The sequence below is a fragment of the Pedobacter sp. KBS0701 genome (genome assembly GCF_005938645.2).
Taxonomy (GTDB): Bacteria; Bacteroidota; Bacteroidia; order Sphingobacteriales; family Sphingobacteriaceae; genus Pedobacter.
Genome location: NZ_CP042171.1, coordinates 1,139,677 through 1,163,457, shown reverse-complemented (window position 1 = coordinate 1,163,457; position 23,781 = coordinate 1,139,677). Strand labels below are relative to the sequence as shown.

Below are 23,781 nucleotides of genomic sequence, written 5' to 3'. Positions count from 1 at the left end.
TCTTAAGCATGTACAGGTTCAAGTGTTTGATTTTCAGGCTGCTTCTGATCCTCTTTACGGAAAAACAGCCAATAAAGAGTTGGGAGAATAAACAGTGTTAAAAGCATGGAAACAATTAATCCAAAGCAGATAACTGTACCCAGGGGACCCCAGAGTGACGATCTGCTGATGACCATTGGGATCACGCCCACTGCCGCGGCAGAAGAGGTAAGAAAAATCGGACGCATCCTGCGCTCAGCAGAAAGCCTGGCCGCCTCAAATGCTGATTTTCCCTCATGCAGTCTTAATTCTTCGGCATGGTCAATCAATATAATCCCGTTCCGGACCACAATACCACATAAAGCCAGCAGGCCAAGGAAAGAGGTAAAACCAAAAGGATATCCGGCAACCAGTAACCCGAAAGAAGCACCCAATATACTTAGTGGCATTGTGGTAATACTTAAAATCGCATGTTTGAGATGTTTGAAATGCCATAACAGGATCAGAAAAATCAGGATGATACTTACCCCAAGGGCAATACCCATTGGTCCTTGATTTTCTCCCTGCAATTCCAGTTCCCCTCCATAAGTTACGGCTAAATCCTTTGGTAATTTGATCTTTTCTATCTCAGGCATAAAATCCGTCAGCACCGCATTGGCTACAGCATCCTGCGTCACATCCATTCTTACCGTTAGCGTCCGTACACCGTTCCGGCGTGCAATCTGACCATCATTCCAATCTAAATTAACATTGGCGACCTGTCTTAAAGGGATGATTGAATGTGTTTGGGGAGATACAACATTCAGATTCTTTAGATCATCAAGATTACTTCTGGAGGCTTTTGGCGATTTTATCTTTACATCCACGGCGTAGGTGTCTTCCCAAATCTGGGTAGCAGCTATTCCTTCTGAATGCATTAAAACCGTATTTGCAATATCATTTTTACCTAATCCTAATCTTGCCGCTTCACCGCTCTTAATATCCAGTGTGAGTGTAGGCTGTGGCTCATTAAAATCTGTCCGCACCCAGTTTACCTTTGGATGCTTTTTACCGATTACAGATACCTGCTCAGCTACTTTTTTTAGCTCAGCCAGATTATTTCCACTGATCCTGACTTCGATTGGTGCGAGCGCATTGATCATATTCAATTGTTTCATGCGAATAAAGGCAGATGGAAAAAGATTAGCGTATTTCCGCTGATAATCAAGAATCACCTCTTCGGTTGCTTCTTCTGATTCGGTTTTGATCAAAATCTGCGCATAATTTTTAGCTGGAAGATTCGGTGCATAAACAGAGTGAAAACGTGGCGAACTGCTTCCAATAAAACTGGTATAACTTAAAATACGTTTATCGTTTTTCAGCACCTGCTCCATACCTTTAACTACACGGTCAGTCTGAGACAGCCTGTACCCGGATGGCAGATAAATTTCCATGGCAAACTGGTTACGCTCTACCTTGGGAAACAATTGTTGTGGCAAAACGCCCATAATTCCAATACCAGCAACTATAGCCAGCGCCCCTAAAAAGACGGTAATCTTATAGTGCTTCATAGAATTTCCAATGTGATTATTGAAAAAATCCTGCAGTCTGTCCAAAAATGATCTTTTCGACTGGATCTTGCTGTGCAAAAGACCTTTTTTAATAAATAAGGTATTGAAGAATGGCACGAGCAACATCGATATCAGTAAAGAAAGCGTTAGTGCAATAACGATTGTTACCGGGAAAAGCTGGATGAAATCTTTTGAAACACCAACCATAAAAAATGCTAAAGGAATAAAGGTTGCCGAAATAGCCAATGTGGCTGTAAATACCGAAGGAAATAACTCTTTGGCACTTTCTCTTGCTGCAGCCCATACCGATAAACCGTGATCGAGTTTTTCTACATGGCTGTCGATAACTACAATCGGGTCATCTACCACAATGCCCAGTACAACAATTAAGGCTGCAAGGGTTACGGTATCCAGCTCTATACCGAACATATACATGATGGCAAGCGTTGCCGCTATTGTGATTGGGATAGTTGCTGCTGCGACTGCTGCAACCCTCAATGGCAATAATAACACCGCAACAAAAATAACCCCGATCAGCGCAAAGGCAAACTCTTTCATAAAATGACTAATAGAGTCATCTACAACTTCCGGTTGATCTGCCAGTTTTACCAGCTTAACATCCGGCGGTAAATGGCTTTTAACCTTTTCAATATGTGCTTCAAGCTCTTTACCAAAACTTACTATATTTTTCCCGGTTATCATTTCAAGCGAAATGATAATCGATTTGGTTCCGTTTGAGGTAACATAGCTTTCCGGTTCATCATACTCACGTTTCAAAGTCGCCACATCACGCAGACGTATTGCATTCCCATTGGCATCCTGCCTGATAATCTGGTCGGAAAGTTCAGCTTCAGATTTATAAAAGGTATTAATATGTATGGGCTGATCAACTACTGCACCCTCTTCTTTGCCTGTTGCGTTTATAGCACCCTCATTTTGAAGCACCTGCATGATATTAGCTACTGTTATACCTTTCTGAAGCAATTTATTATTGTCTACATAAATGGTAATTTGCTCATTAAGATTTCCTGTATGTGAGATTTTGGCCACATCCTGGACCTGCCTCAATTCAGCCTCAATATCCTCCACATTTCTCAGCAATTCTTTATAAGGCCTGGTTTTGGATTCTACCGACATCAATAAGGCCGAGGTATTGCCAAAATCACTATCAATATAAAACCCTTTGACTTCTTTGGGCAGCTGACTTTGCAACACGAGCATACCATTTTTAATCTTGTTCCAGAAAGCTTTGGTTTGCATAGTATTGAGGTTATCCGCCACCTCCACAAAGATGAACATCTGTCCATCCCTTGAAAAAGAATAGGTTTTCTTCTTGTTCACTTCGTTATTACTAAAAAGGTATTCTTCAACTTTTTTGGTCAGCTGTTCTTCAACCTGCTTAGAAGAGGCACCCGGATAAGAACTCGCAATAAGCCCTTGCCTGATGGTGAAGTCTGGAAACTCATTTCTGGGCATGTTGAAAAGCGCAACAATTCCGAGTACTACTAAAATAGCGGATAGTGAAAGCGGAAGCACATGGTGTTCCATGGCCCATTCTATCAAATTTGATTTCTTTTTCATTTCTACGCTTAATTAATTACAGTTACCGGGCTTTGATCTGCTAGTTTTTGATAACCCGAGGTAATCACGTGCTCGTTACCGGAAAGCCCGGAGAGAATAGAAACACCATTGGAGTATATCTGTCCAACAACCACATTTTTCCGGATCGCCTTATTTTGATTATTGAGAATGTATACAAACCTGTTACCCTTTTCGTCTATCTGCACAGATTGAACCGGAACAGTGACTTTAACCGAATCAGCAGTGGAGGTTGCATTTTGAGCGGGCTTTTCGAAGGTTACTTTACAAAGCATTCCTGGTTTTAGTTTCCCGTCGGTATTGTCTATCGCAATGGTAACACTGTAATTTGCGCTTCCGTTTAAAGCTAAAACACCAACCTGGGTTACTTTGCCCTTTAAGGACTGAGTGCCCAAAGCATCGATTTTAACACTGGCATGAGTTCCTGCCTTGTACTGATTGACTTCATTTTCCGGTACGGCTACGATAACTTTAAGTGTTCTGGTGTCTAGTAGCTGTAGTACAGATTGCCCGGGAACCGCAACCGCCCCGGCTTCTGCCTTTTTTTCACCCACATAACCGTTTTGAGGAGAATATAAGCGGGCATGAGCAATATTTTGATAGGTTGCCCTTGCCGCGGCATTCAACTGTTCGAAATTTGACTTTGCCTCCAGCATTTTAATTTCGGCAACACTGCCTTTTTTAAAAACCTCGTTGATACGTATAAAGTTCTCTTTGGCAAGTCTAACCTGTGCAAGCTGGGCATTATACTGGTTACGGTAAACCGTTTCATCTATTGTAGCTACCAACTGCCCTTTTTTGATATGGTCTCCGGTACGTGCCGGAAAATTTAAGATCGTGCCGGAAACCTGAAAACTAAGTTCTATGGTTTTATCAGCCTCGAGAGTTCCGTCATAAACGATCTGGTGATTGGATTTGTCACCTCCATTTCTTAGATCCATTACGCTTACAGCCAATGTATCCTGAACAGGTTTGTGCTTTGCTTGATTAGCACAACCGGTTAAACCGAGCGCCGCGAAAGCAATTCCGGCTAAAGTTGTTGTTTTCTTCATTGTAATTTAAACAAATAATGTTTTTTTGTCGACTTATTTAACCAAAGCTTGCAGGTGAGGTATGCTGGTCTAATTCAAAAGCAGCACTCACCGTCATACAAGCATTTCAGTTTTCGACAAATATACACTTTTTGTATTTATATATTTATTAATCTGGTTGTCATAAAACAACAATGCAAGCTCATCAGGAATAAAACACCGCTACACTACCACAATTAACAAACATTAATTGTATTTTTGTCGACTATGAAAAAGCTGGAAAACGATTCAATAAGAGAAGAGATTATCCGTGCATCCCAGGCTGTCTTTCAACGATATGGATATGTGAGGGTTTCCATGCAAGATATTTCAAAGGAATGCAGGAAGGGCCGCAGTACTTTATACCACTATTTCAAAAACAAAGAGGAAGTACTGGATGCTGTCTGCTATAAAATATTTTCCAAATGTTTACAGGAGAGTGAGCAGGCAATCAGCAAAAGAAAATCCTTTTCTGCCAATATTGAAGCTTTTAACGATGCGAAGCTGAAGCATTTGCGTGAAATGGTAAGGGAAAACAAACTTGCAATTGATGATTTGAGGCAGAATCCCTCCTCATTTTTAATAAAATTGAGGGCATTTGCAGAGGAAGAAATTGCTGTTATTAAGAGAATCATTGACTGGGGGATGGAAAACAGGGACATTTCAGAACTTCCCGATGAGGACAGTCAGTTTTTGGCCGAAACGCTACATGCCGCCTTCAAAAGCTTTGAGCAGGAAATTATTATTTTCGGAAGATTCACAAATTATGAGAACAAAGTAGCCTGGCTGGCTCAAATGTTCCATAAAGGTCTTCTTTGATGAATTTAGCACTTCATTTTCTAAATAACCGACTAATATCTATTTTGGGACAAGGACAATTCATTCTTGTTCATGCATCTGCAGACTTCATATCACTTAAATATTTTAAAGGATATTTTGAATTATGAAAAATAATCAACAATCAACCCGGTAACCTGTCTAGGTTGTGCCTGTTGCCGTAAATGTCTGCCAGATATTCTTTTAAGGGTGTCGATTTTCTTACAAATAGTTTTTCAAGATCCCTTTCCTGGTGCAAGTCTTAACGGTTGGGGGCTGTTGCGGCTGACTTGTGCTTTCCAAAACTTAATAAATTAATTATTCTTAATAATCATTTTACTAAAGCGCAAATCAATAGGAAATAAAAAAAACGGAACTCCGGTGAAGTACCAATTAGCAGGAATAATTGAACATTTAAATCGCTTATTGAGCCAATAATTGAAGATTTGGAGAGAAAAAAAACTCATTTAAGAATGAGTTAAAATCGTACCCAAAAAACCCTATATACAAGTGCAAGAGTAAGTTCTTTGATGATTTTACCGTACACCATCCCAGGCAGGGCTGTAGTTAAAGATAATTCTTGAACCCCGCCAATAAATTTTTGTGCCCATCGCCCATCTGATCTATTGATTGTGCTCAGGCAGTACGACGATAGCTGCTTGGATTTTGGCCACAATGTTTCTTAAAAAATTTACTGAATACGAACTGGTCACTGAAGTTCAATGATTCAGCGATATGTGCGATCGGCAACCCGGATTCATTTAATAATACCTTTGCCTCGACAATGAGCATTTCATCAATTAGTTCTCCCGCGGTTTTACCTGTAAGCCCTCGTGTAGCAGTGGTCAGGTATTTTGGGGTGATATTTAGCATGTCAGCATAAGCCTGTACACTTCTTTCCACTTTAAATTTCTTCATAACAAGTTTAAGGAATTGATGAACCACATATTCCTTCCGGCTGCCAGGTACTACGTATGGCTGGACTTCTGATTGATACAATGCACCAACCTCGAAAATAAGCGCTGAAAAAAGGTGCCGCAAGATATCCTCCGCATAAAACCTGTTCGCTCGAGTGTCCTTCATCTTTAGCGCCAGTACGGAGAGTTGAGCCTTGAACAAGTCGACCTGATCTTCGCTGAGCCTGGACACCGGGCTAATGATACCAGTCAGGTAATCATAAGCCTCTGCGGTCTTCGATGGGATGGCTGAGTTTAATAAGTAGTCATTTGAGAATAGTAGATTGGTCGCTTTACAATCTGGGGTAACCTTACCAAAGTGACGGATAGTATTGGTCGTAAACAATACAAGATCATTTTTTCTCAGCGTGTATTCCAGCAGATTGATCTTTACATTCACCTCTCCATCAGTGATCAGGTGAATCGAATTATGATCGGCACGATATGGCGACATAAAGGATGTATCCATTTCCTGCGAATCGGTATCAAAAACGTACAGGCCCTTAAATTTGGTATTGATATCCAGCCGGGACTTTAGAAAATCAAGCGTCAGTTCCTCAATACGTTTTTTCTTATTTTTCATTATACCGATAAAACTATAACCCAGGCGTTTTTCCTGTTTGTTGCAGGTTGACATAAGATAACAATATTAATCATATCATCTAAAATACTACATCAATATGGCAAGGAAATCTGAACATATTTCGGCCGCATCTGGCCATGTTTCTAAGCATTCACAGTCCCTAGATTTGTATTGTAAACAAAAACAAAAGCCATTTAGTCAAAAATAACAATTAAAATTATGACACAGCAAATCAATTACAGCAATGAACTTTCCGGAAAGATCGCCCTTGTAACAGGTGGAACCAAAGGTGCCGGCAAAGCAATTGCAGAACGTTTAAAGGCCGCTGGCGCCACAGTGATCATTACGGCGAGGAACAAAGCCGAACAACCAGATCCGGAACTTAATTTTGTTTCTGCTGACCTGAGCAGACCAGAAGATGCGCAAAAAATAATCAGCGAGGTACTGTCAACCTATGGCAGGCTGGATATCCTGGTAAACAACCTTGGCAGTTCAACAACACCAGCCGGTGGGTTTTCAGCATTGAGTAATGAAGATTGGATATCGACCCTGCAAGCTAATCTACTTGCGCCAGTCAGACTTGACAAGGGATTTTTACCACAGATGATCGATCGTAAAGATGGTGTTATCATTCACATCGCTTCCATCCAGGGCAAATTGCCCTTATACGATTCTACATTGCCCTATGCAGCTTCAAAAGCAGCACTGATCAATTACAGTAAAAGTTTATCAAATGAGGTTACGCCAAAAGGTGTACGTGTGCTAACCGTTTCGCCGGGATGGATAAATACTACAGCATCGGAAGCCTGGTTGGGTGAGATTGCCAGAAATTCCAATAGCACTATAGAGCAGGCTCAGCAAAGTGTTATGGATGCATTGGGAGGGATACCTTTCGGCAGGCCGGCCCAACCAGAGGAAGTGGCCGAATTGGTCGGCTTTCTGGTCTCGCCAAGAGCCAGTTACCTAACAGGCACAAACTTCGTCATCGATGGCGGAACGGTACCAACTATTTAACCACTTAAACATATCATCATGGAATTACCACAAGTAGTATCGCGTTTCATAGAAACGCAGCACAATTACGATAGCAAGGCTTTCGCGGATTGTTTCACCGAATCTGCCACCGTTCATGACGAAGGGAAAACCCATAATGGCAAACAAGAAATTCACCAATGGATCCGGCATGCAATGGATGCGTACAAATCTGAGCTGGAACCACTCAACTATGAGCAGACTGGCTCAAGCGGTGTACTGACAGCAAATGTTTCGGGCACCTTTCCGGGAAGTCCGGTAAAGTTGAATTTCAATTTTGGCTTTAAGGACAACCTTATCGATTCCCTAAATGTGACCGAATAATATTATATAGCACGGTGACACCGAACATCAGAAAACCGCCTATCTTAGATAGGGCGGTTTTGTTTCCCTATGCTATTATCGGGTAATGTTGTAATGATTAACTATCCAAATTATTTTTAACAAAATATGAAAGAGGCAGGCTTTTGGCTGATTTAGAGCCTGTTTAAATTTCTATAACAAATATAAATAGCCTTTTGCTGTCACACTGAGGGATAATTTATTGTATAAAATCAATATAAATGACAGATTTTTAGTGAATTATAGGCTGCGAGGAATCGTCATTCCCAACCTGATTGGGAACCACGGAGTGATCATGAATGCCTTTGAAACGAGGTAAACTCATGAATAATAGTAATGCAAGTGGTTTAAGATTAGCTTCGCTGAGCACTGCGTGGTTCCCGCCTGCGCCTATCGTGTGGACACATCTTTTTTGAGTTAGTTTAGGCGTTTTGCTAACCAACTTTAATAAAGCACGGATTTAACTAAGGACGCTGTCAATCCCAAGAGCCGGGGAAATCAAAAAAACAGGTGCACTACAGTAAAAATAGCAATAACAAACCTGAAACGCAGTGGTTTTGTGTTCATAACCGATGATTTAATTTTAAAAAAAATATTGAACACAAACCCCGCAGGGCTCAATCAGACCAAAGAAAACACACACAACACCTGATTAAACGAAGTGCCGCTGTTTTTTTGATGCGCTTGGGATTGTGCAAAAGGCTCATTGCTGGATTGACAAAGCGCTTTGGGTACTTTGGCGCTCCAAAATGCATAGCATTCTTGAGCACAAAAGAAAACAACATCGTCTGCGAAAAACTACCATGCCCCGCGGCATAGAGCGATAGAAGATGTTATAATTAATTGTGTCTACACTATAGGCCTGCGCGGGAATGACGGCCGTGCTAATGGATTCTGTCAATTGTAGCGTAGTCGATTGTTTTATTAATGCGTTGAAATAGTCATCGACTACGCTCAGACTGACATACGAATTAAATTTTATTTAATTTTAAACAGGCTCTTAGATATTTAAATAAAGGTTTAACACTACTATTGAGTATATTAATCTGTATCGAGCGAAATACTATAGTCTCCGCAATATATCTTCTGGTCAAAAGCGTTCAAACAATCTGCTAATCCTCCCTTAATTGCAAAAGCCCTTAGATTATGCTATCCTCATTTTCTCACGGTTTCTACTTTAACGCAACATCCATTTTGGTCAAAAATTTATCAACCGCCTCTTTTATGTCAATTCCAGACCCTTCGGCCAACACAATTAACCACCAGATATTTTCAGCAAGTTTATGTTCCAGTTCTGTCTCAGAACCGGCTTTAGGCCAGCGCTGCTGTTGCGACATAATGTTGCGTCCAACCAGTCCGGCATCAGTAAGGTAAGCCAAAGCATCTTCTTCCACTGTCCACTCACTTCCGTGATGCAGCAGCTCTAGCTCATGGTACTTTTTTCTTATTTCCAGCGATCTGTGGATAATCTCGTCAAAATTTTCTTTACTCATTGACATATATTGTTTAGTGGATTAAATTGGCTTTAACAAAAGAGATTTTACCATTTTCAAATTTGAATTCAAATGTTCCTCCAATTTTACCTTCCGGAAAATCACCAGAAAATTGAACTTCCAAATATGCATTTTGTTGATCTGTTATCTTGAGCGCTACCTGATCTGTATGGGTATTGTACCCTATAAAGTAGTCATCAAAATATTGCTGAATTCCTTTATGCCCTTTAAACTTTCTACCTACCGATGGATCGTCTAAAATAGCAGCAGGTAAATAAAAACTTAAATATTTTTCTGTGTCGAATGTATTGCTGGCTGCAATCCATTCCGTGATAAAAGTTTGTATGTCCATTTTTTCTTTTTTACCATATCACTATGGTTGTTTACTCTTTCAATCTAATTCAGCAAACTCTTTTTATAATCTGACGGAGAAAAGGAGGTCTTATTTTTAAATAATTTATTGAACGACTGCGGGTGCTCAAAGCCTAAATGATATGCGATCTCGGCAATGCTAAGTTCATTTTTTGCAAGATATTCCTTTGCTTTTTCTACCACCTTTTCGTGTATGAATTGCCGGGTATTTAATCCGACAAGATTTCGCAACAGATCGCTCAAATATCTTGGCGTTACATTTAGATTTTCAGCCAAAGTGTTCACATCAGGAAGCCCTTTAATTAAAGAACGTTCTCCTCTAAAATAGTCATCCAATTGCCGTTCCAATCCGGCAAGAAGGTCGTTGCTCACAGTCTTCCTGGTGAGAAACTGCCGGTCATAAAATCGATTGGCATAATTGAGCAGCAACTCGATTTGCGAAATGATCACATCCTGGCTAAATTTATCAATACGCTCATTCAGCTCATCCTGTATAAACCTGTAAATGCTCAGGATGGTTGCTTTTTCTTTTTCCGAAAGATATAGTGCCTCTGCGGCAGAATAACTAAAAAAACCATATTGTTTAATCCCAGAATTTAGCGGATAGGATCTTAAGAAATCCGGGTGGATATGGAGCGTCATCCCGCTGTAGTCCGCTTCCTCATCCTGCATTTTCAAAAGCTGTCCGGGGGCGATGAATGACATTCCGCCTTCTTCAAAATCGTAGTATCCCTGACCATATTTCAGTTTCCCTGAAAAACTCGTCTTGAAAGATATCTTGTAAAAATTCAGGATGATGCCATGCTCAAAATCCATTGGATCAAACTTTGCATCTCCATAATTCATAACGCTGATCAGCGGATGGGACGGAGCCGCCTGCCCCATCGCCTTATGCAACTGGGAAAGCGAATCGAATAGGACCGGATGTTTTCTCATTGTACAAATTTAGTTAATTCATCAGCAGCCACTCCCATGTCAATCCATTATAGAATGGCTATATCTATTAAAATACGAACTGGGAACGGAGTTTTTCGAATTGTCCTTCCGGAGTTAATTCAAGGCGCTCTTGATATAAACCTTTAGCATCATTGCCGGCAATATACCTCAGCTGTTCTTTATTGTCTGTAGCTGCATCATAAATGATTTTGGCTACGTCTTCTGCTTTTGTGTAACTGGCAATCTGCTCTTCGCTATAGCCCTCACTAACCTTAGTCACCAGTTGACTGTAAGCTTCGTGCATTCCAGCCTGTAGAGATCTTCCTGCAAAGTTAGTCTGCATTCCGCCTGGGGCCACTACTTTCACCGAAATTCCAAATTGTGCCAATTCATAAGCCAGACCTTCTGAAAAACCATCAACAGCGAATTTGGTAGCATTATAAATGGAGCAGGTTGGATATCCCAGCAGGCCAAATGTACTGGTAATATTGATGAACGTTCCACTCTTTCTTTCTCTAAAATATGAGATGAATGCTCTTGTAACATTGATCACGCCAAATAAATTCGTCTGTACCTGAGTCTGGATTTGCTCATCTGTAAAGGCTTCCAGCGGACCAATTAACCCATAACCTGCGTTGTTTAATACTACATCAACAGAATGGGACTTCAAAACCTCTGATATCGCATTCTTTATTTTTTCCGAATCAGTAACATCCAATTGAACTATGGTTACATTTGGAAGTTCCTTCAATTCATTTTCTTTTTCGGGATCGCGCATTGTTGCGATTACATGCCAGCCATTTGCATGAAATAATTTGGCTGTTGATTTGCCCAGCCCGGATGAGGTTCCGGTAATGAAAATTGTCTTTTGCATAATTCTTTGTTTTAGATTGAACTATACAAAAGTGGGCATTGCATAAACACTGAAATTAGTCTAAAACGAATTATGGTAAGTCAAAATGACGTTTTGGATTTAAAGCTGTAACGGGTGTTCAAACTAATCTGCTATTCCCACTTTACCAAACTGAAAATTAAGCCAAATTACAAAGTCTATAAGTACATATTTCCCCTTGAAATCTGATAATTAACGCAAAAACAATCCATCCTTTTCGATAAAACGGTTATATTTCTCCTAATTATCAGTTGTAATTCTCTTTTTATGGTTTGTACCCCATTGCGCCAGGGCCGTGATGATATCCTTTAAAGATTCACTATATTCAGTGGGCAGGTACTCCACTATAACCGGAAACTGATCGGCCAGCACTTTCCTTTCCACCAGTTGATTTATTTCTAATTTTTTTAATTCTACCGACAGCATTTTCGCAGAAATTCCTTTTACCGTTCGTTGCAGTTCATTAAATCTGGTATTGCCACCTAAAACCCCGATCATCACCCTGATGGTCCACCTACCGCCAAGAACATAAAGGGCATCCTCAGTTGCCGATATACGGTTTGTACATTGTACTGGTGTGTATTCTAATTTACTCGTTGCCATAGTTTCTATTTGATTTAACTAACCTAAAGGTTACTACTCACCTTTGGTATACTACTATACTTTGGTTAGCAAATGTACATAGCTTTGTAGCATAAAATAATAGAGAAATGAACAAATTAAAAATTACCTATTACGCTACAACTGCAATTATTTCAGCAATGATGCTATTTATTGCTTTTGAAACGCTTACAAAGCCCGAAGTTAAAATTTCCATGGCACATTTAGGTTTCCCCGATTATTTCAGGATTGAATTGGGAATTGCAAAAATTATAGGTGCAGTTTTAATCTGGTTGCCTGTCCGCTTGTTGAGGGAAGCCGCATACATCGGTTTCGCTATTATGTTTGCCTCAGCTTCCCTATCACATGCGGCAGTAGGCGATCCTGTTGGTAAAGTGATAACAGGATTGGTTTTCCTGGCGATCCTGATTGTGTCGTATGTGTGTGGTGCAAAACTTCCAAAAACAAACAGAGATTAATAACAATTTAAAAAATAAGTTATGATTTTAGTTACAGGAGCAACAGGCCAATTTGGTTCTAAAGCAGTTGAACATTTGTTAAAGAATGGAGTTGAACCTTCAGCAATTGCGGTTTTGGTAAGAGACAGCAACAAAGCAAAGGACCTGGAAAAAGGAATAGCCATTAGGGAAGGTGATTATACCGACCAATTTTCGATGGTAAAGGCTTTTACGGGTGTAGATAAATTATTGCTGGTATCAAGCAACAATAGAGAAGCGATTGAAAACCGGACACAGCATCACAAAAACGCTATAAATGCGGCTAAAGAAGCAGGCGTTAACCATATTGTGTATACTTCTTTTGTGAGAAAACCAGGATTTGAGGACTCAGCGATTGCTGATTTTCAAAAATCCCACCTCGAGACTGAAAAACACCTGGCCGAAAGCGGACTGGATTATACGATACTTCAAAATGGGATCTATGCAGAAATGATAATGGCTTTTTCAGGTGATAAGGTTGCGGAAACTAAAAGCATTTTGTTTCCTGCAGGCGAAGGAAAAGCGAGTTGGGTGCTTCGTGAAGAACTGGCAGAAGCTGCTGCTCATGTTTTAATTACCGAAGGCCATAAAAATAAAACCTATACGTTGACTAATTCCGAAGCTGTAGGTTTCGAATTCATTGCACAGCATATATCTGAAATACTAGGCAAAGAAATTGAATATAAATCTCCTGGCATCAGCGAATTTAATGCGATTCTGCAAAAGGCAAATGTCCCGGAAATGTACATTAATATGTTAACCATGTGGGGTACTGCATTGAAACAGCAGGCAATGGATCAGGAAGATGATACTTTAGCCCGTTTTTTGAAGCGGGAACCAACTTCTGTAAGCCAATATCTGGAAAATTATTTTAGAAAATAGCAGATAAACCTTTTGATGCCGTCACTGGTGTCTGTTGATTTGGCGAAATATAAAAATCTATAGCTCGTTGAATAAATGATATCGAATAGCAAAAAGCTATAAGTTTTAAGCCACTTGGTTTTTATGTTAAATATCGGTTAGCATAGGGAATAATGACTCAAACATTTTATTTGCTTTAACCAAAATCTCGTCCTTATTTTCATTCTTATTATTTATGGCTAAATAAGTGCTATTTTTCCTATCCATGTGATGTGAAAAAGTTTCTTCATTTAAATAATTCATCATAACATACCTATATATTCGATATCTTTTTGTTTCGCATTTAGACTCAACATATTGTTTGGAAAAATCAATAGTATTTGATCCTAAAAAACCAAAATTGGCGAGTGGATTTTTTTTGAGGGTTTGTAACATAACCTGAACACAAGTTGCAACGATTTGAGGCATTTTGTTTTCGTTGGTAAGTATATTAAACCTCTTGGGATGTCGCTTTAGTTTTTTTGGGCAGAATTTAATAATGTAAATATTATGCCCATATTCTTCAACATCAATTAAGTAGCTCTCGCCATTATCAATCTTGAATACGTAAGTAGTTTTACTTTTTAAATGATTTTTACCACCAAGATCCTTTGAAAAAAGCTTTGTAAATGGATAAGAATTATCAAACAAGGTATTTATAAGCGGAACATCTTATTGTTCTTATTTCTTCAGTTGAGACTTTAGTTAATTGAGACTTTACGGCTTCTGGCTTAATGGTATTTTTTGTAGAAGCAACCATGTATACTCCTTGATCAGCCCTGCTGTTCAATGGACCAAAATTGTTGTCTTTACCCATTTTGAATTCGATTTAAAGTTCTGTTATTTAAGGGAGTGCAAAAGTAGGATAATTTTTTAAATAAAATACTACTCTACAAAAAAATATGTCGTTAAACATATTCTTATTTTAGCTCCTTCTGCTTAATAACAACTAATATAGCGTAAAGTTTGAAACTTCCAAATATAATTATCAAAATATTACATAACTTTTCAATTGTAAATCAACTATTTACCAATCATTACAAGCAACCCTAACACTCGGCGGCCGACTTATTGAAGATATCAATTATAATTTATGATATAGCTATAAGTTTGTATATAAAAATACATACTAAAACTAAAAACGCTTTGTAAGTCTATATTTTACAAAGCGTTATCTTTTACTGAGTACCATCAGCAGGAATAATTGAATATACAAATCGTCTTTTATTTCTTGCTGAGCCTATTATTGAGGATTTAGAGTAATAAATTTTAGTCATAAGTTAAAAATAAAGGTGATTTTAGAATCGACAACTTTACCAGATTATAACCGGACAAAAAAGTAGGAAATGACCGATCCCACTTTGGACGCTGATGAGAAACAAAATTAATAATTAAAGTTCTTTGAGATTTAAGATATTATTTCTAAATTGCTAATGCGAATTACTAATTAATATCATCATTCACTTAAACACAGAGCTAAAATCAATTAAATTTCTTTAACAATATTCCTGGTCGAGTGGTAGCCCCACATTTTCAATTTCTCTGTGAAGAGTTATTTGGTAGTTCGCAGCGACCAGGATACTTTATTTTACGGTTATGCGAACTACCAAAAGTAAAAACCAAAACACACAGCTCCCTGTTCAGGTTGCAGCTGAATCAGCCAACATTAATGTATTACCTGCCATTTGCGCAGTGAAGGCTACCTTACATCATATTGATGGGCATGTTTCAGAAATCATGATGACTTTGCCACGCTACACCGGTTGGGCAGAATTTTTAGAGGACGGGCAAAATTCCATTCGGGAATATGTGTATCAGCTCACCCGGCATTGGGTTCAAATCACCCATTTCTTTATAGAATCCGGAACCATCACTACCAATGGAACAATAGCCTCTTGTTTTTTGCCACGCCGCTTCGAAATCCCTTTAGGCAAATTTTATAAACCGATGGAACCGGGTGCCTGGGTATCGGCCAATCAGCACCCGCATCATCTAAGATATAACCAAAAAGGTTCGAGTAAAAATTTATCAGCCTTAATCGCCATTGCAAACCATAGAAACGATGTTGTTTATCATCAAATAGAACCAAATACCATGCTTTGCGGTATTCCATTCGAAAGTAAATCAGCTTACTTTGAAAAAGGCGATATTCCTATCGGGCATTTCCAAAAGAACGGAACCGAATATATGGTGATTTACAGCTATGTTGCTGATGGGAAAGGAAGTTTTGAGTGATGAATGGCTAACTAAATTTAAGCCCTTGCGGATTGTGAGGGCTTAAAATATGTTAGAATTCAAATTACCTCCTTAGCGGCACACTTTATATATTACTTACTGGCAGATTAACGTTTAGCAAATTCACAACGATTTCGGACCCTTAAACTGCACCAGAGTAAAGGATTAAGCCCCTAATTGGGGATAAGGGCTTTTTAAAAAAAAACACACGGTCTTTAACATGCTAGATTCCACCTAACATATTGTGGAGGTTTCTTGAATTTCGAGCCTGTTCTTCAGCCTGCGCTTTGTGTACCGCTTCACATTTGTCTGCAGGGAGAACCTCTTCAAATGTAAACTCTACACTATGAAAAACACCTGCACCAAAATATCTGCAAACTACTGAACCTTGGTTAATTGCTGCGACATACATTTCTGGCCCTTCTTTTAGAAACTGGTGCTTAACCATATCCCCAATGTTTAATGATTCACTCATAAATTTTGAATTACCTTAAGCTGCAATATACGACTTATTTACATTCTCTGATAACCTCGCTACCTTACCTACCTTACTTTGTATTTCAGGGAAAGTGAGTTATCTGTTTAATGCCAAACTGGGCAAAAATCTGATTACCGGCTGATGCATATCTAAGTTTCTTTCCCTATCTGCCCATAGAGTTAATTACAGCGACTCTACGGATTATGGTGTAGTGTTGAGTTTCTAAACTTCACAAGGTTTTATCCTTTATATGTAGTCTCCCTACCCTGTATCATAAGGCTCAAGACTACTTAAAGATGGGTCAAACATTAAAAAGTTGTCTTTATAATTTTTTCAACACCATTAATCAAGTCGCTTACCTCAGCTAATGTTGGATCTTTCTCTTTGTTATGGTCACACAAATTACGAATGTCTCCTAAATGTTGAATGAATCGCCATTTAGCTGTATCTATGACGTCGTTATTTTTTAATAATTCGTTAAAATCATTAATCGTAGGATTTTTCTTTCCCGCATTTAACTTATGGTTTATCGCTACTTGATGTAGGTGTTTTTCAAGAACCACACCTGAAATTGCTCCCGCAGCCCGTATAAACTTATGTTTGGCAAGCTCCTTAGCAGAGCCTAACTCTGAATCGAACAAATCTGCCTGCACTAATTGTCTAATGTCAAATAAAGAGCTCTCGAAACGCCTTTTGACGGATCTTACTATATTTAATTGCTGTCTAAACTGGGGAATAGCTGCATCAGGTCCTACTACTTTTTCCTGATTATATCCTCTAGTTATGGTTAATTTCTGTAAATAGTCTTCAATAACATAGTTTCCATAAGATACATCTTTTCTAGTTTTTGGCTTTTCATAGAACTTAACGAAATCGAGTACTCTGTCTGGCAAAAGTTGCTTAATTAAAACCAAAGCTTCCGAATACCAAAGTTGGTAGCTGGTAGAAAAATCAGGCAATTTCCCGATGAAAGCCATGACTTTTTCGTCGGTTTTAAGAGTTGCCATTGCTTCTTTCTTAAACTGACCAGGGAATTGTTCATATTGCATAGCATTTAATAAATCACTCCCCTCATCTATCAAGTCTAATAGTTCATTCTTATATTTTTCTATGTTTGAAGTCATTTTCAATTGTTTTTATAGCAGTTATCCTAACATATTTATTTCACTTAATAATTTTTCGCGATTTTTTTGATTCTCAATCCCGTTAACCACTTTCAATGCTATTGCTTTTAAAATTTCCAGGCTTTTCTTCAATTGGTTATCGGTTGGTGTGTCGATTCCATGTAGAAGATAATTTCGTAATTTTCTAAGATCATTTAATTCACTTACCTCATTTGTATTTAGTACATTTTTATCTGTCAAAACACTAAAGTTCGGGATCATGTATTTTCTTGACTTTTTTTCATCCTCGGTAATAAACTCGCGTGTAGCTTTTTCCAAAATCACCCAATATTTCACAAAAAGCTCAAAGATTGATGCTTTTCTTTCCGAAATCTTCAAATTCTTAAAATAGTCTTTCACGTCTACCAAATTCAGCTTGCTGTTAAACTCGTTAAACAACATACCTAGTAATTGATCAGTAACGGATTCATTAAGATCTGTATTAATTTTACTAATAAATTTTGTAAAGGTGTTTGTGTTAAGCGTTTTATTGGTTTTCAGAAAATTATTCAACAAAAAAGTATCGCCTAATTTAATCTTATCATGATAGTCTTTATCAAGATTATTAATCAAATAGTTTGTTAATTCATACTTGTCTTTTATATCTTTTTTTGAGCGTGTTCTTTCAGCCATAGCGACTTGTAATCTTTCTAATGCAATTTCACCACTTAATACGAGACCATTTATTTCATCAAGGATAGCGAGTTCTGAAGCAGATAAATTTCCTGAAAAAGGTTTATACACTAAATCATGTTCTACTTCCGACCAAGCATGCATTAGCACAGAGGCAACCTGTATTTCAACAATTGAATCTGAATATCTTTTTATTAACCCTTCCTCTTTTAACTTTATTCGGTAGTGAGTGGCCCAGTATCCAGAAAAACGTTTTTCGTGCACTGGCTTATGCGCCTGTTCAGGAAACTTCTTTTTCTTTTCAACATTAAAAAGCTCAGTGATTATTTCGTCTAAGATATCGCGATCCGATGGAAAATAAAGAGAAACTCTTATTCCTGCCAAATCAACGATATCCTCATAAACATCTTTAATGCTTTCATAATTTTTGCCTTGATTTCGTTTTGTTAACTTATCAAAAAGTCTATCTGGCTTTTTTGCTCTAAAAGTGACGATTGCTTTTATACCCCGTTTAAAAAGCTGGTCTTCAATTTTGCTAGACACTATTTGTGAAAGCTTTTGGTAGTAATCGTATTCTTTGTTGTACTGCTTTATAAATTCTTCGACTACGTTCATGAGAGTTATCTTTGGGGTTAATTTGATATGTAAGTATATAGAAATACTTTGACTCTTGTCACTTCACGTTGCAAAAATTTTATAACACTTTCCTAACGCAAGTCTTAGCCGCTTGGGAACTGTTATGGCTGACTTGTGCTTTCCAAAGCTTATAAATAATTATCCTTAATAATCATTTTACTAAAGCGCAAATCAATAGGAAATAAAAAGCCGGAGTCAAGATTAAAAAACTTGAACTCCAGTGAAGTACCAATTAACAGAGACTTCCCCTATCAATTCAGCCAAAGAAATCAAAACCAATCATCGAACGTGGTGAAACAGGGAGTTACCGTGGCGAAACGAGCATTAAACACCAGCATTCTACCCAATTACAATTACCTACTTTGTGTTAACATTAACTTAACACAACAGACATCTTTTCTCCATACCTTCGTGCCGCATTGAAAAATGATCTATGTTAACGCGAACAACCAGACATTAAAATCAAAGCATGAAATTAAAAAACATCCTTACCTATTCAGGATTTATCGGCATCCTGATCCTATCCTCCTGTTCAAAAAAAACAAGCATCGGAGATGAAAAACCAACAACAACAACAAAAGCGCCAACGGCTTATGCCATAACGGAGACTTTCGAATCTGGCAGCAAAGGCTCTTATGCGTTAGACAGTGTTCAGCTACTAACCGGCAAATGGACATTGAGCGATGCGCTGCTGGGCAATCTTGCAGCTGATGCCAAGGATGGCGCGAAGTCTGTCCGGTTAAGAACAGGTTACCTGTCTATGAACTTTGATATCGCAGGCACTCAAATGATTTACGTTTCCCATGCCAAATATGGAACAGACGCCAGTTCAACCTGGCAGCTTCTGGCTTCTACCGATGGAGGTAAAACCTTCACGCAGTTAGGTACTGATATTACAGAAAACAGCACCACACTGGTTACCGATTCCTTTAAGGTTAATACAACAGGCAAAATACGCTTTCAGATCAAAAAAGCTGGTACAACCAGGATCAACATCGACGATATCATCTTTAAAGGTACAGGTGATCCGGGCATTACCGTAGGTGGAGCGGATACGGATCCTGTGGATAACGGCGGTTCCTCAGCAACACCAGGAAGAGGCACACCAGATGCAGGTCCGGATGCACCACCGGCCGGAGGTGATAATTCCAACCTACTTTTTGGCAACCCATCAGGCGCTACGGCCAACCTGGTTTCAGCAGAAAATTACCTGATCGATCAAAAATATTATACCGAGAGTTACAGTATGACCCGCGGGACACCAAACTGGGTAAGCTGGCACCTGGATCCGAACAACTTTACTGGTGCAGCAAGCAGAAAAGACGATTTCGCTTCATTTACAGGCCTGCCGGCAAATTGGTACCAGGTACAGAGCAACAGCTATTCAGGTTCTGGTTTTGACAGGGGGCATAACTGTCCAAGCGGTGACCGTACAAGCTCAAATACGGCCAATTCAGCAACTTTCCTGATGACCAACATGATCCCTCAGGCACCGAACAACAACCAGAAAACATGGGAATCTTTTGAAAGCTATCTCCGTGCCCAGGCATTGAACGGATACGAGGTTTATGTGATTATGGGCAGTTATGGCACAGGCGGCATCGGTTCAGCAAGTGCATCGGTAGTGAACACCATCAACAATGGCAAAGTTACCGTTCCGGCAAACGTATGGAAAGTGGCAGTACTGCTAAAAACGGGAGACAATGATATCAGCCGCGTGAGTAGTTCGACAAGGGTTATTGCCATCAATACACCCAACGTCAACAGCACAAATCCAAGCTGGAAGAACTATATTGTGTCTGTACGCGATATAGAAAGTGCAACGGGTTATAATTTACTTTCAAATTTACCGCAGAACATACAAGACGTGGTGGAGAAAGTGAAAGATCCGGGTAACTAAAACCAGTTATTAACTTGAGGATATAGCTATTACCCCCTACAGAGGCGAAATTTGCATCCCATAAACAAGTTAAAAAATATACTTTCAGAACTAAAAAGGAATCCCATTGCCGATGAGTACAATGGGATTCCTTTTTATACTTTTTTTTTGCTCAGTAGGATGTTCGACTTATGTTCAAATACTTACATTATCGCATATCAATTATTTGACAATAACAGTTGGGGTAATTCTGTCTATCAGCGCGTTATTTAACCAGACCTTTCCTAATCCGATTGAACCCCCGTTTCTTACGATTTCTGCCTTGACTGTATCCGGCTTATTCTCCCCAAATTGGATGAGGGTATAACTTATCCCGCTTTTATCTGTTTCGGTGTTTACGAATAATTCAAGTTGATATTCCGCTGCATTCTGCTTCTTGAATATTTTAATATTTTTTGGAAAATCCATTGATGGTTTGTTTATCAGCTGATACGTACCATCTATTAGGTTAAAAATCTGTATGTTTTGCTGATTGAATCCGTTTGCAGTCCCAGGAGCCAGAAGATCTGCCTGTACATTATTTTTTACAGCAAACATCACACTTGTTTCCACTGAAACATTTGCAACCTTCTTTTTGCAGGAAAACAACGGGTAGATCATAAAGATTAAAGCTATTACTCTTGTCATTTTTCTCATAACGGTTTTATATTATAGTACATGATATTTTTATAATTGTAAGTACCCTCAAAATCATCTCTGTAAACATCCCGGAAGTTAGTAATCGTAGGCCCAAAATCCCCAACCATATACCATCCGTTATAAGAACCGTTCCAACCCCAGTTCATATGAAAATAAGTTGGATAAGTTACTTCGACGCGTTCGTCAAAATAGTCATCTACAGGTATTTGCACAATACGGGTATATTCATAGCGGTAAAATCCATCGCATACCCATTCATGACCGCCTTTATAGGTATTAAAGAAAATAAAGGAACCCTTTCTGCCTCCGGAAATGATAAAAGGCCTGTTAGCGCGCAGTTCGTTTAAAAAATCATTGGTCGGATCGGTGGCAGAGAATGCCTTGAATTCCCTTTTGGACATGGAGTAACCTAATAAATTAAAACCATCAACAGTTTTTGTACCGCCATTTGTTCCCGACCCGTCACATTTATAGTCCATATCTACCGCTACGCCGATGTTATGCATTAATCTGGCCGTTTCGGGTGTTCCGTAATAATTAGACATGGAACTCCAGTTGTAAGAAGACGGGAACTGATGATAGGCCGCAATCTGGGCGATGGCTGTTGCTACACATCCGGTAACCGCCCTGCCGTTGGTTGCGTAGGTGTTTCCGCAACTCATATAGTCACATTGGTCATTGTATCCGTCACCTTGTCCCCAGTAAGTTTGTACCAAAGGATCTTTATGTTCGATCAGGACATTATCATCGCTGGTTGCAGGCAATTGACCATTCACCCAAGCGGCTGTTTTTTTACCACTCGAAATGGCTACATCGCTGGTTGCAGGCAATTGCTCCTTCACCCAGGAGGTTGTTTTTTTACTATTTGAAATGGCTACACCAGATGTAGTAGTGGGTTTAATTGCAAATTGATTTGCACGAATGTTCTCTATGCTATGCTTAACATCACTCATCCAACTCAGTATACCTTCCGTTCCATTGTCTTTGTTGAATGAGGCAGTCTCAGAATATGCGAGTAACGATGGTGCCCTTTCATCAGCAGATACGATACAAAATCCGTTCGGTTTAAAATTGATAATATAGAAGGCGTTAATGCCAGCCCGATCTTTTACCGTAAAAACGGTATCTACGCTATTCGTCTCACTGGAAGTTCCCTTCCGGCTTGCCAAATTAGAAACCGAGGCAAAGGAGCCCGACATTAATTTACCACTGGGTTTACGATTTAAACTTAGCGCATAGCTTTTAGCCTGATCAATCCCAATGAAGGCACTTTTATTTAAGGAATCTAAGCGGGAATGATCGGTTTGTGCCTCATTAAGGCTCTTCTTACAGGAGAAGTTTAGGATAAGACTGCATGCAATCAGTAGAATCGAGAAATTTTTGTTCATAAATGTTATTTTAGATTGGGCTCAAATATATCAATTTATAATTATTCTAAATAATAAATTTGTAATTTAATATAGACATCAATATTCACAATTAAATGAATGAGTATATTTTAAAAAATACATAAAATGTTAATTTCAGGATACAGTTTTCTCTTGATTACCAGCATTACTCACACTGGCGCAAGTCCAATGTTATTAAGTTAAGCCATTAGGCATAAGAAAATAATTTAACCACAGATAGAAAGGATGCACACAGATATGAAAATCCGTGTTTATCTGTGCTTATCTGTGGCTAAAAACCACACTGGCGCAAGTCCAATATCATTAAGTTAAGCCATTAGGCATAAGAAAATAATTTAACCACAGATAGAAAGGATGCACACAGATATGAAAATCCGTGTTTATCTGTGCTTATCTGTGGCTAAAAACCCTTAACTTAATGGCATTGGGCGCAAGTCTTAGCGATTGAGGAACTGTTTTGGGTAACTTCTGTTTTCCAAAAACACAATAAATTAATTATTCAATAATCATTTTAGTAAAGCACGAATCATGCCCACCGCTTAGAACTTTGGGCACAAAGACCGCTTACCTGGTATTTAATGAACAGTTGGCTGATGAAGTTTGATTTTCACATTAGGATCAATGGTTGGATCATGGGCTTATCGGCACTCTCGATCACTTTAATAGCCTTCCTGACCGTGAGTTATCAGGCCATCAATGCCGCGAAATCTGATCCTGTAAAGGCCATCAAATACGAATAGTAACAGGCAAGAGCGTGGGGGATCCAAAATGCCCAGACATTGGGTGGTGGTTCCGTTACAGACCCACTTAGTATGGACTTTAAGAAAAAGTATCAGCGTAGACTTACCCGGAAAGAAAGTCCAGAGTTTCCACTATCAAAGATTTACGAGATGTATGGGGGTGGTTACCTGATAAGAACAAGCCCGAAAAATAATCTTAGTCCAACTTTATGTGTATCTTTTGATGTGTACATTTTATATCAATGCATTTAATTCTTCGGTGTTGTTTTGAAGCACGCCAATTTGGGTAATC

22 protein-coding genes are annotated in these 23,781 nt (G+C 38.9%); 8 read left to right on the top strand and 14 right to left on the bottom strand.

The window, feature by feature from the left end; all coding sequences use genetic code 11:
- Window positions 1-2: 2 nt before the first annotated feature.
- Both FFJ24_RS04570 and FFJ24_RS04565 read right to left on the bottom strand, forming a co-directional pair.
- Complete coding sequence (locus FFJ24_RS04570) at window positions 3-3,110, bottom strand: efflux RND transporter permease subunit (RefSeq protein WP_138822975.1); 3,108 nt, start codon at window positions 3,108-3,110, stop codon at window positions 3-5.
- Window positions 3,111-3,118: 8 nt separating this feature from the next.
- Window positions 3,119-4,180, bottom strand: a complete 1,062-nt coding sequence (locus FFJ24_RS04565; protein WP_138822973.1) for an efflux RND transporter periplasmic adaptor subunit — start codon at window positions 4,178-4,180, stop codon at window positions 3,119-3,121.
- 246 nt (window positions 4,181-4,426) lie between these two features.
- Between FFJ24_RS04565 and FFJ24_RS04560 the strand changes: the two genes are divergently transcribed.
- Entirely contained in the window at window positions 4,427-5,017 is a 591-nt protein-coding gene (locus tag FFJ24_RS04560; RefSeq protein ID WP_138822971.1) for a TetR/AcrR family transcriptional regulator, read from the top strand.
- Window positions 5,018-5,650: 633 nt separating this feature from the next.
- On the opposite strand, the gene FFJ24_RS04555 is transcribed toward FFJ24_RS04560, so the two are convergent.
- On the bottom strand, window positions 5,651-6,607 hold the full coding sequence (locus FFJ24_RS04555) for an AraC family transcriptional regulator (RefSeq protein WP_138822969.1): 957 nt from the start codon (window positions 6,605-6,607) through the stop codon (window positions 5,651-5,653).
- Between the two features lie 165 nt (window positions 6,608-6,772).
- On the opposite strand from FFJ24_RS04555, the gene FFJ24_RS04550 reads away from it, so the two are divergent.
- Both FFJ24_RS04550 and FFJ24_RS04545 read left to right on the top strand, forming a co-directional pair.
- Window positions 6,773-7,567, top strand: coding sequence for an SDR family oxidoreductase (locus tag FFJ24_RS04550; RefSeq protein ID WP_210419457.1), 795 nt, complete (start codon window positions 6,773-6,775; stop codon window positions 7,565-7,567).
- A gap of 18 nt (window positions 7,568-7,585) precedes the next feature.
- Complete coding sequence (locus FFJ24_RS04545; RefSeq protein ID WP_138822967.1) at window positions 7,586-7,909, top strand: nuclear transport factor 2 family protein; 324 nt, start codon at window positions 7,586-7,588, stop codon at window positions 7,907-7,909.
- Between the two features lie 1,190 nt (window positions 7,910-9,099).
- Here the strand turns inward: FFJ24_RS04545 and FFJ24_RS04540 are convergent.
- The 5 genes from FFJ24_RS04540 to FFJ24_RS04520 all read right to left on the bottom strand — a co-directional run bounded on the left by FFJ24_RS04540 (window position 9,100) and on the right by FFJ24_RS04520 (window position 12,223).
- Entirely contained in the window at window positions 9,100-9,420 is a 321-nt protein-coding gene (locus tag FFJ24_RS04540) for a MazG-like protein (protein ID WP_138822966.1), read from the bottom strand.
- 13 nt (window positions 9,421-9,433) lie between these two features.
- A complete protein-coding gene (locus FFJ24_RS04535) occupies window positions 9,434-9,772 on the bottom strand; it encodes a nuclear transport factor 2 family protein (RefSeq protein ID WP_138822964.1) in 339 nt (112 codons plus the stop codon).
- Window positions 9,773-9,816: 44 nt separating this feature from the next.
- Window positions 9,817-10,728: an AraC family transcriptional regulator gene (locus tag FFJ24_RS04530; protein WP_138822962.1), complete on the bottom strand. Its 912-nt coding sequence runs from the start codon at window positions 10,726-10,728 to the stop codon at window positions 9,817-9,819.
- A 67-nt stretch (window positions 10,729-10,795) separates the two neighbouring features.
- The gene (locus tag FFJ24_RS04525) at window positions 10,796-11,602 is read right to left on the bottom strand and encodes an SDR family oxidoreductase (RefSeq protein WP_138822960.1); all 807 of its coding nucleotides are present in this window, start codon (window positions 11,600-11,602) and stop codon (window positions 10,796-10,798) included.
- A 258-nt stretch (window positions 11,603-11,860) separates the two neighbouring features.
- The gene (locus FFJ24_RS04520; RefSeq protein ID WP_138822958.1) at window positions 11,861-12,223 is read right to left on the bottom strand and encodes a helix-turn-helix domain-containing protein; all 363 of its coding nucleotides are present in this window, start codon (window positions 12,221-12,223) and stop codon (window positions 11,861-11,863) included.
- A 107-nt stretch (window positions 12,224-12,330) separates the two neighbouring features.
- Here FFJ24_RS04520 and FFJ24_RS04515 point away from each other — a divergent pair, with 107 nt between their 5' ends.
- Window positions 12,331-12,699, top strand: coding sequence for a DoxX family protein (locus tag FFJ24_RS04515; protein WP_138822955.1), 369 nt, complete (start codon window positions 12,331-12,333; stop codon window positions 12,697-12,699).
- 21 nt (window positions 12,700-12,720) lie between these two features.
- The gene (locus FFJ24_RS04510) at window positions 12,721-13,599 is read left to right on the top strand and encodes an SDR family oxidoreductase (RefSeq protein ID WP_138822953.1); all 879 of its coding nucleotides are present in this window, start codon (window positions 12,721-12,723) and stop codon (window positions 13,597-13,599) included.
- A 126-nt stretch (window positions 13,600-13,725) separates the two neighbouring features.
- Here the strand turns inward: FFJ24_RS04510 and FFJ24_RS04505 are convergent, their stop codons facing one another.
- Window positions 13,726-14,268 carry a hypothetical protein gene (locus FFJ24_RS04505; RefSeq protein ID WP_138822951.1) on the bottom strand — a complete coding sequence of 181 codons (543 nt, stop codon included), beginning with the start codon at window positions 14,266-14,268 and terminating at the stop codon, window positions 13,726-13,728.
- A gap of 945 nt (window positions 14,269-15,213) precedes the next feature.
- Here FFJ24_RS04505 and FFJ24_RS04500 point away from each other — a divergent pair.
- Window positions 15,214-15,852, top strand: coding sequence for a hypothetical protein (locus FFJ24_RS04500; protein ID WP_138822949.1), 639 nt, complete (start codon window positions 15,214-15,216; stop codon window positions 15,850-15,852).
- 223 nt (window positions 15,853-16,075) lie between these two features.
- On the opposite strand, the gene FFJ24_RS04495 is transcribed toward FFJ24_RS04500, so the two are convergent.
- The 3 genes from FFJ24_RS04495 to FFJ24_RS04485 form a co-directional block, all read right to left on the bottom strand.
- Window positions 16,076-16,327, bottom strand: coding sequence for a hypothetical protein (locus FFJ24_RS04495; RefSeq protein ID WP_138822948.1), 252 nt, complete (start codon window positions 16,325-16,327; stop codon window positions 16,076-16,078).
- A 311-nt stretch (window positions 16,328-16,638) separates the two neighbouring features.
- On the bottom strand, window positions 16,639-17,454 hold the full coding sequence (locus tag FFJ24_RS04490; protein WP_138822946.1) for a hypothetical protein: 816 nt from the start codon (window positions 17,452-17,454) through the stop codon (window positions 16,639-16,641).
- 21 nt (window positions 17,455-17,475) lie between these two features.
- Entirely contained in the window at window positions 17,476-18,741 is a 1,266-nt protein-coding gene (locus FFJ24_RS04485; protein WP_138822944.1) for a GTP pyrophosphokinase family protein, read from the bottom strand.
- Window positions 18,742-19,231: 490 nt separating this feature from the next.
- Here FFJ24_RS04485 and FFJ24_RS04480 point away from each other — a divergent pair, with 490 nt between their 5' ends.
- Window positions 19,232-20,662 (top strand): DNA/RNA non-specific endonuclease, encoded by a 1,431-nt coding sequence (locus tag FFJ24_RS04480; RefSeq protein ID WP_138822942.1) that lies wholly within the window; start codon window positions 19,232-19,234, stop codon window positions 20,660-20,662.
- Window positions 20,663-20,863: 201 nt separating this feature from the next.
- Here the strand turns inward: FFJ24_RS04480 and FFJ24_RS04475 are convergent, their stop codons facing one another.
- Together FFJ24_RS04475 and FFJ24_RS04470 are read right to left on the bottom strand one after the other, a co-directional pair.
- Window positions 20,864-21,328: a hypothetical protein gene (locus FFJ24_RS04475; RefSeq protein ID WP_145315323.1), complete on the bottom strand. Its 465-nt coding sequence runs from the start codon at window positions 21,326-21,328 to the stop codon at window positions 20,864-20,866.
- Window positions 21,329-21,333: 5 nt separating this feature from the next.
- Window positions 21,334-22,728, bottom strand: coding sequence for a C10 family peptidase (locus FFJ24_RS04470; RefSeq protein WP_138822939.1), 1,395 nt, complete (start codon window positions 22,726-22,728; stop codon window positions 21,334-21,336).
- Window positions 22,729-23,327: 599 nt separating this feature from the next.
- Here FFJ24_RS04470 and FFJ24_RS25970 point away from each other — a divergent pair.
- Window positions 23,328-23,489 (top strand): ABC transporter permease, encoded by a 162-nt coding sequence (locus FFJ24_RS25970; protein ID WP_168202385.1) that lies wholly within the window; start codon window positions 23,328-23,330, stop codon window positions 23,487-23,489.
- Window positions 23,490-23,781: the final 292 nt, after the last annotated feature.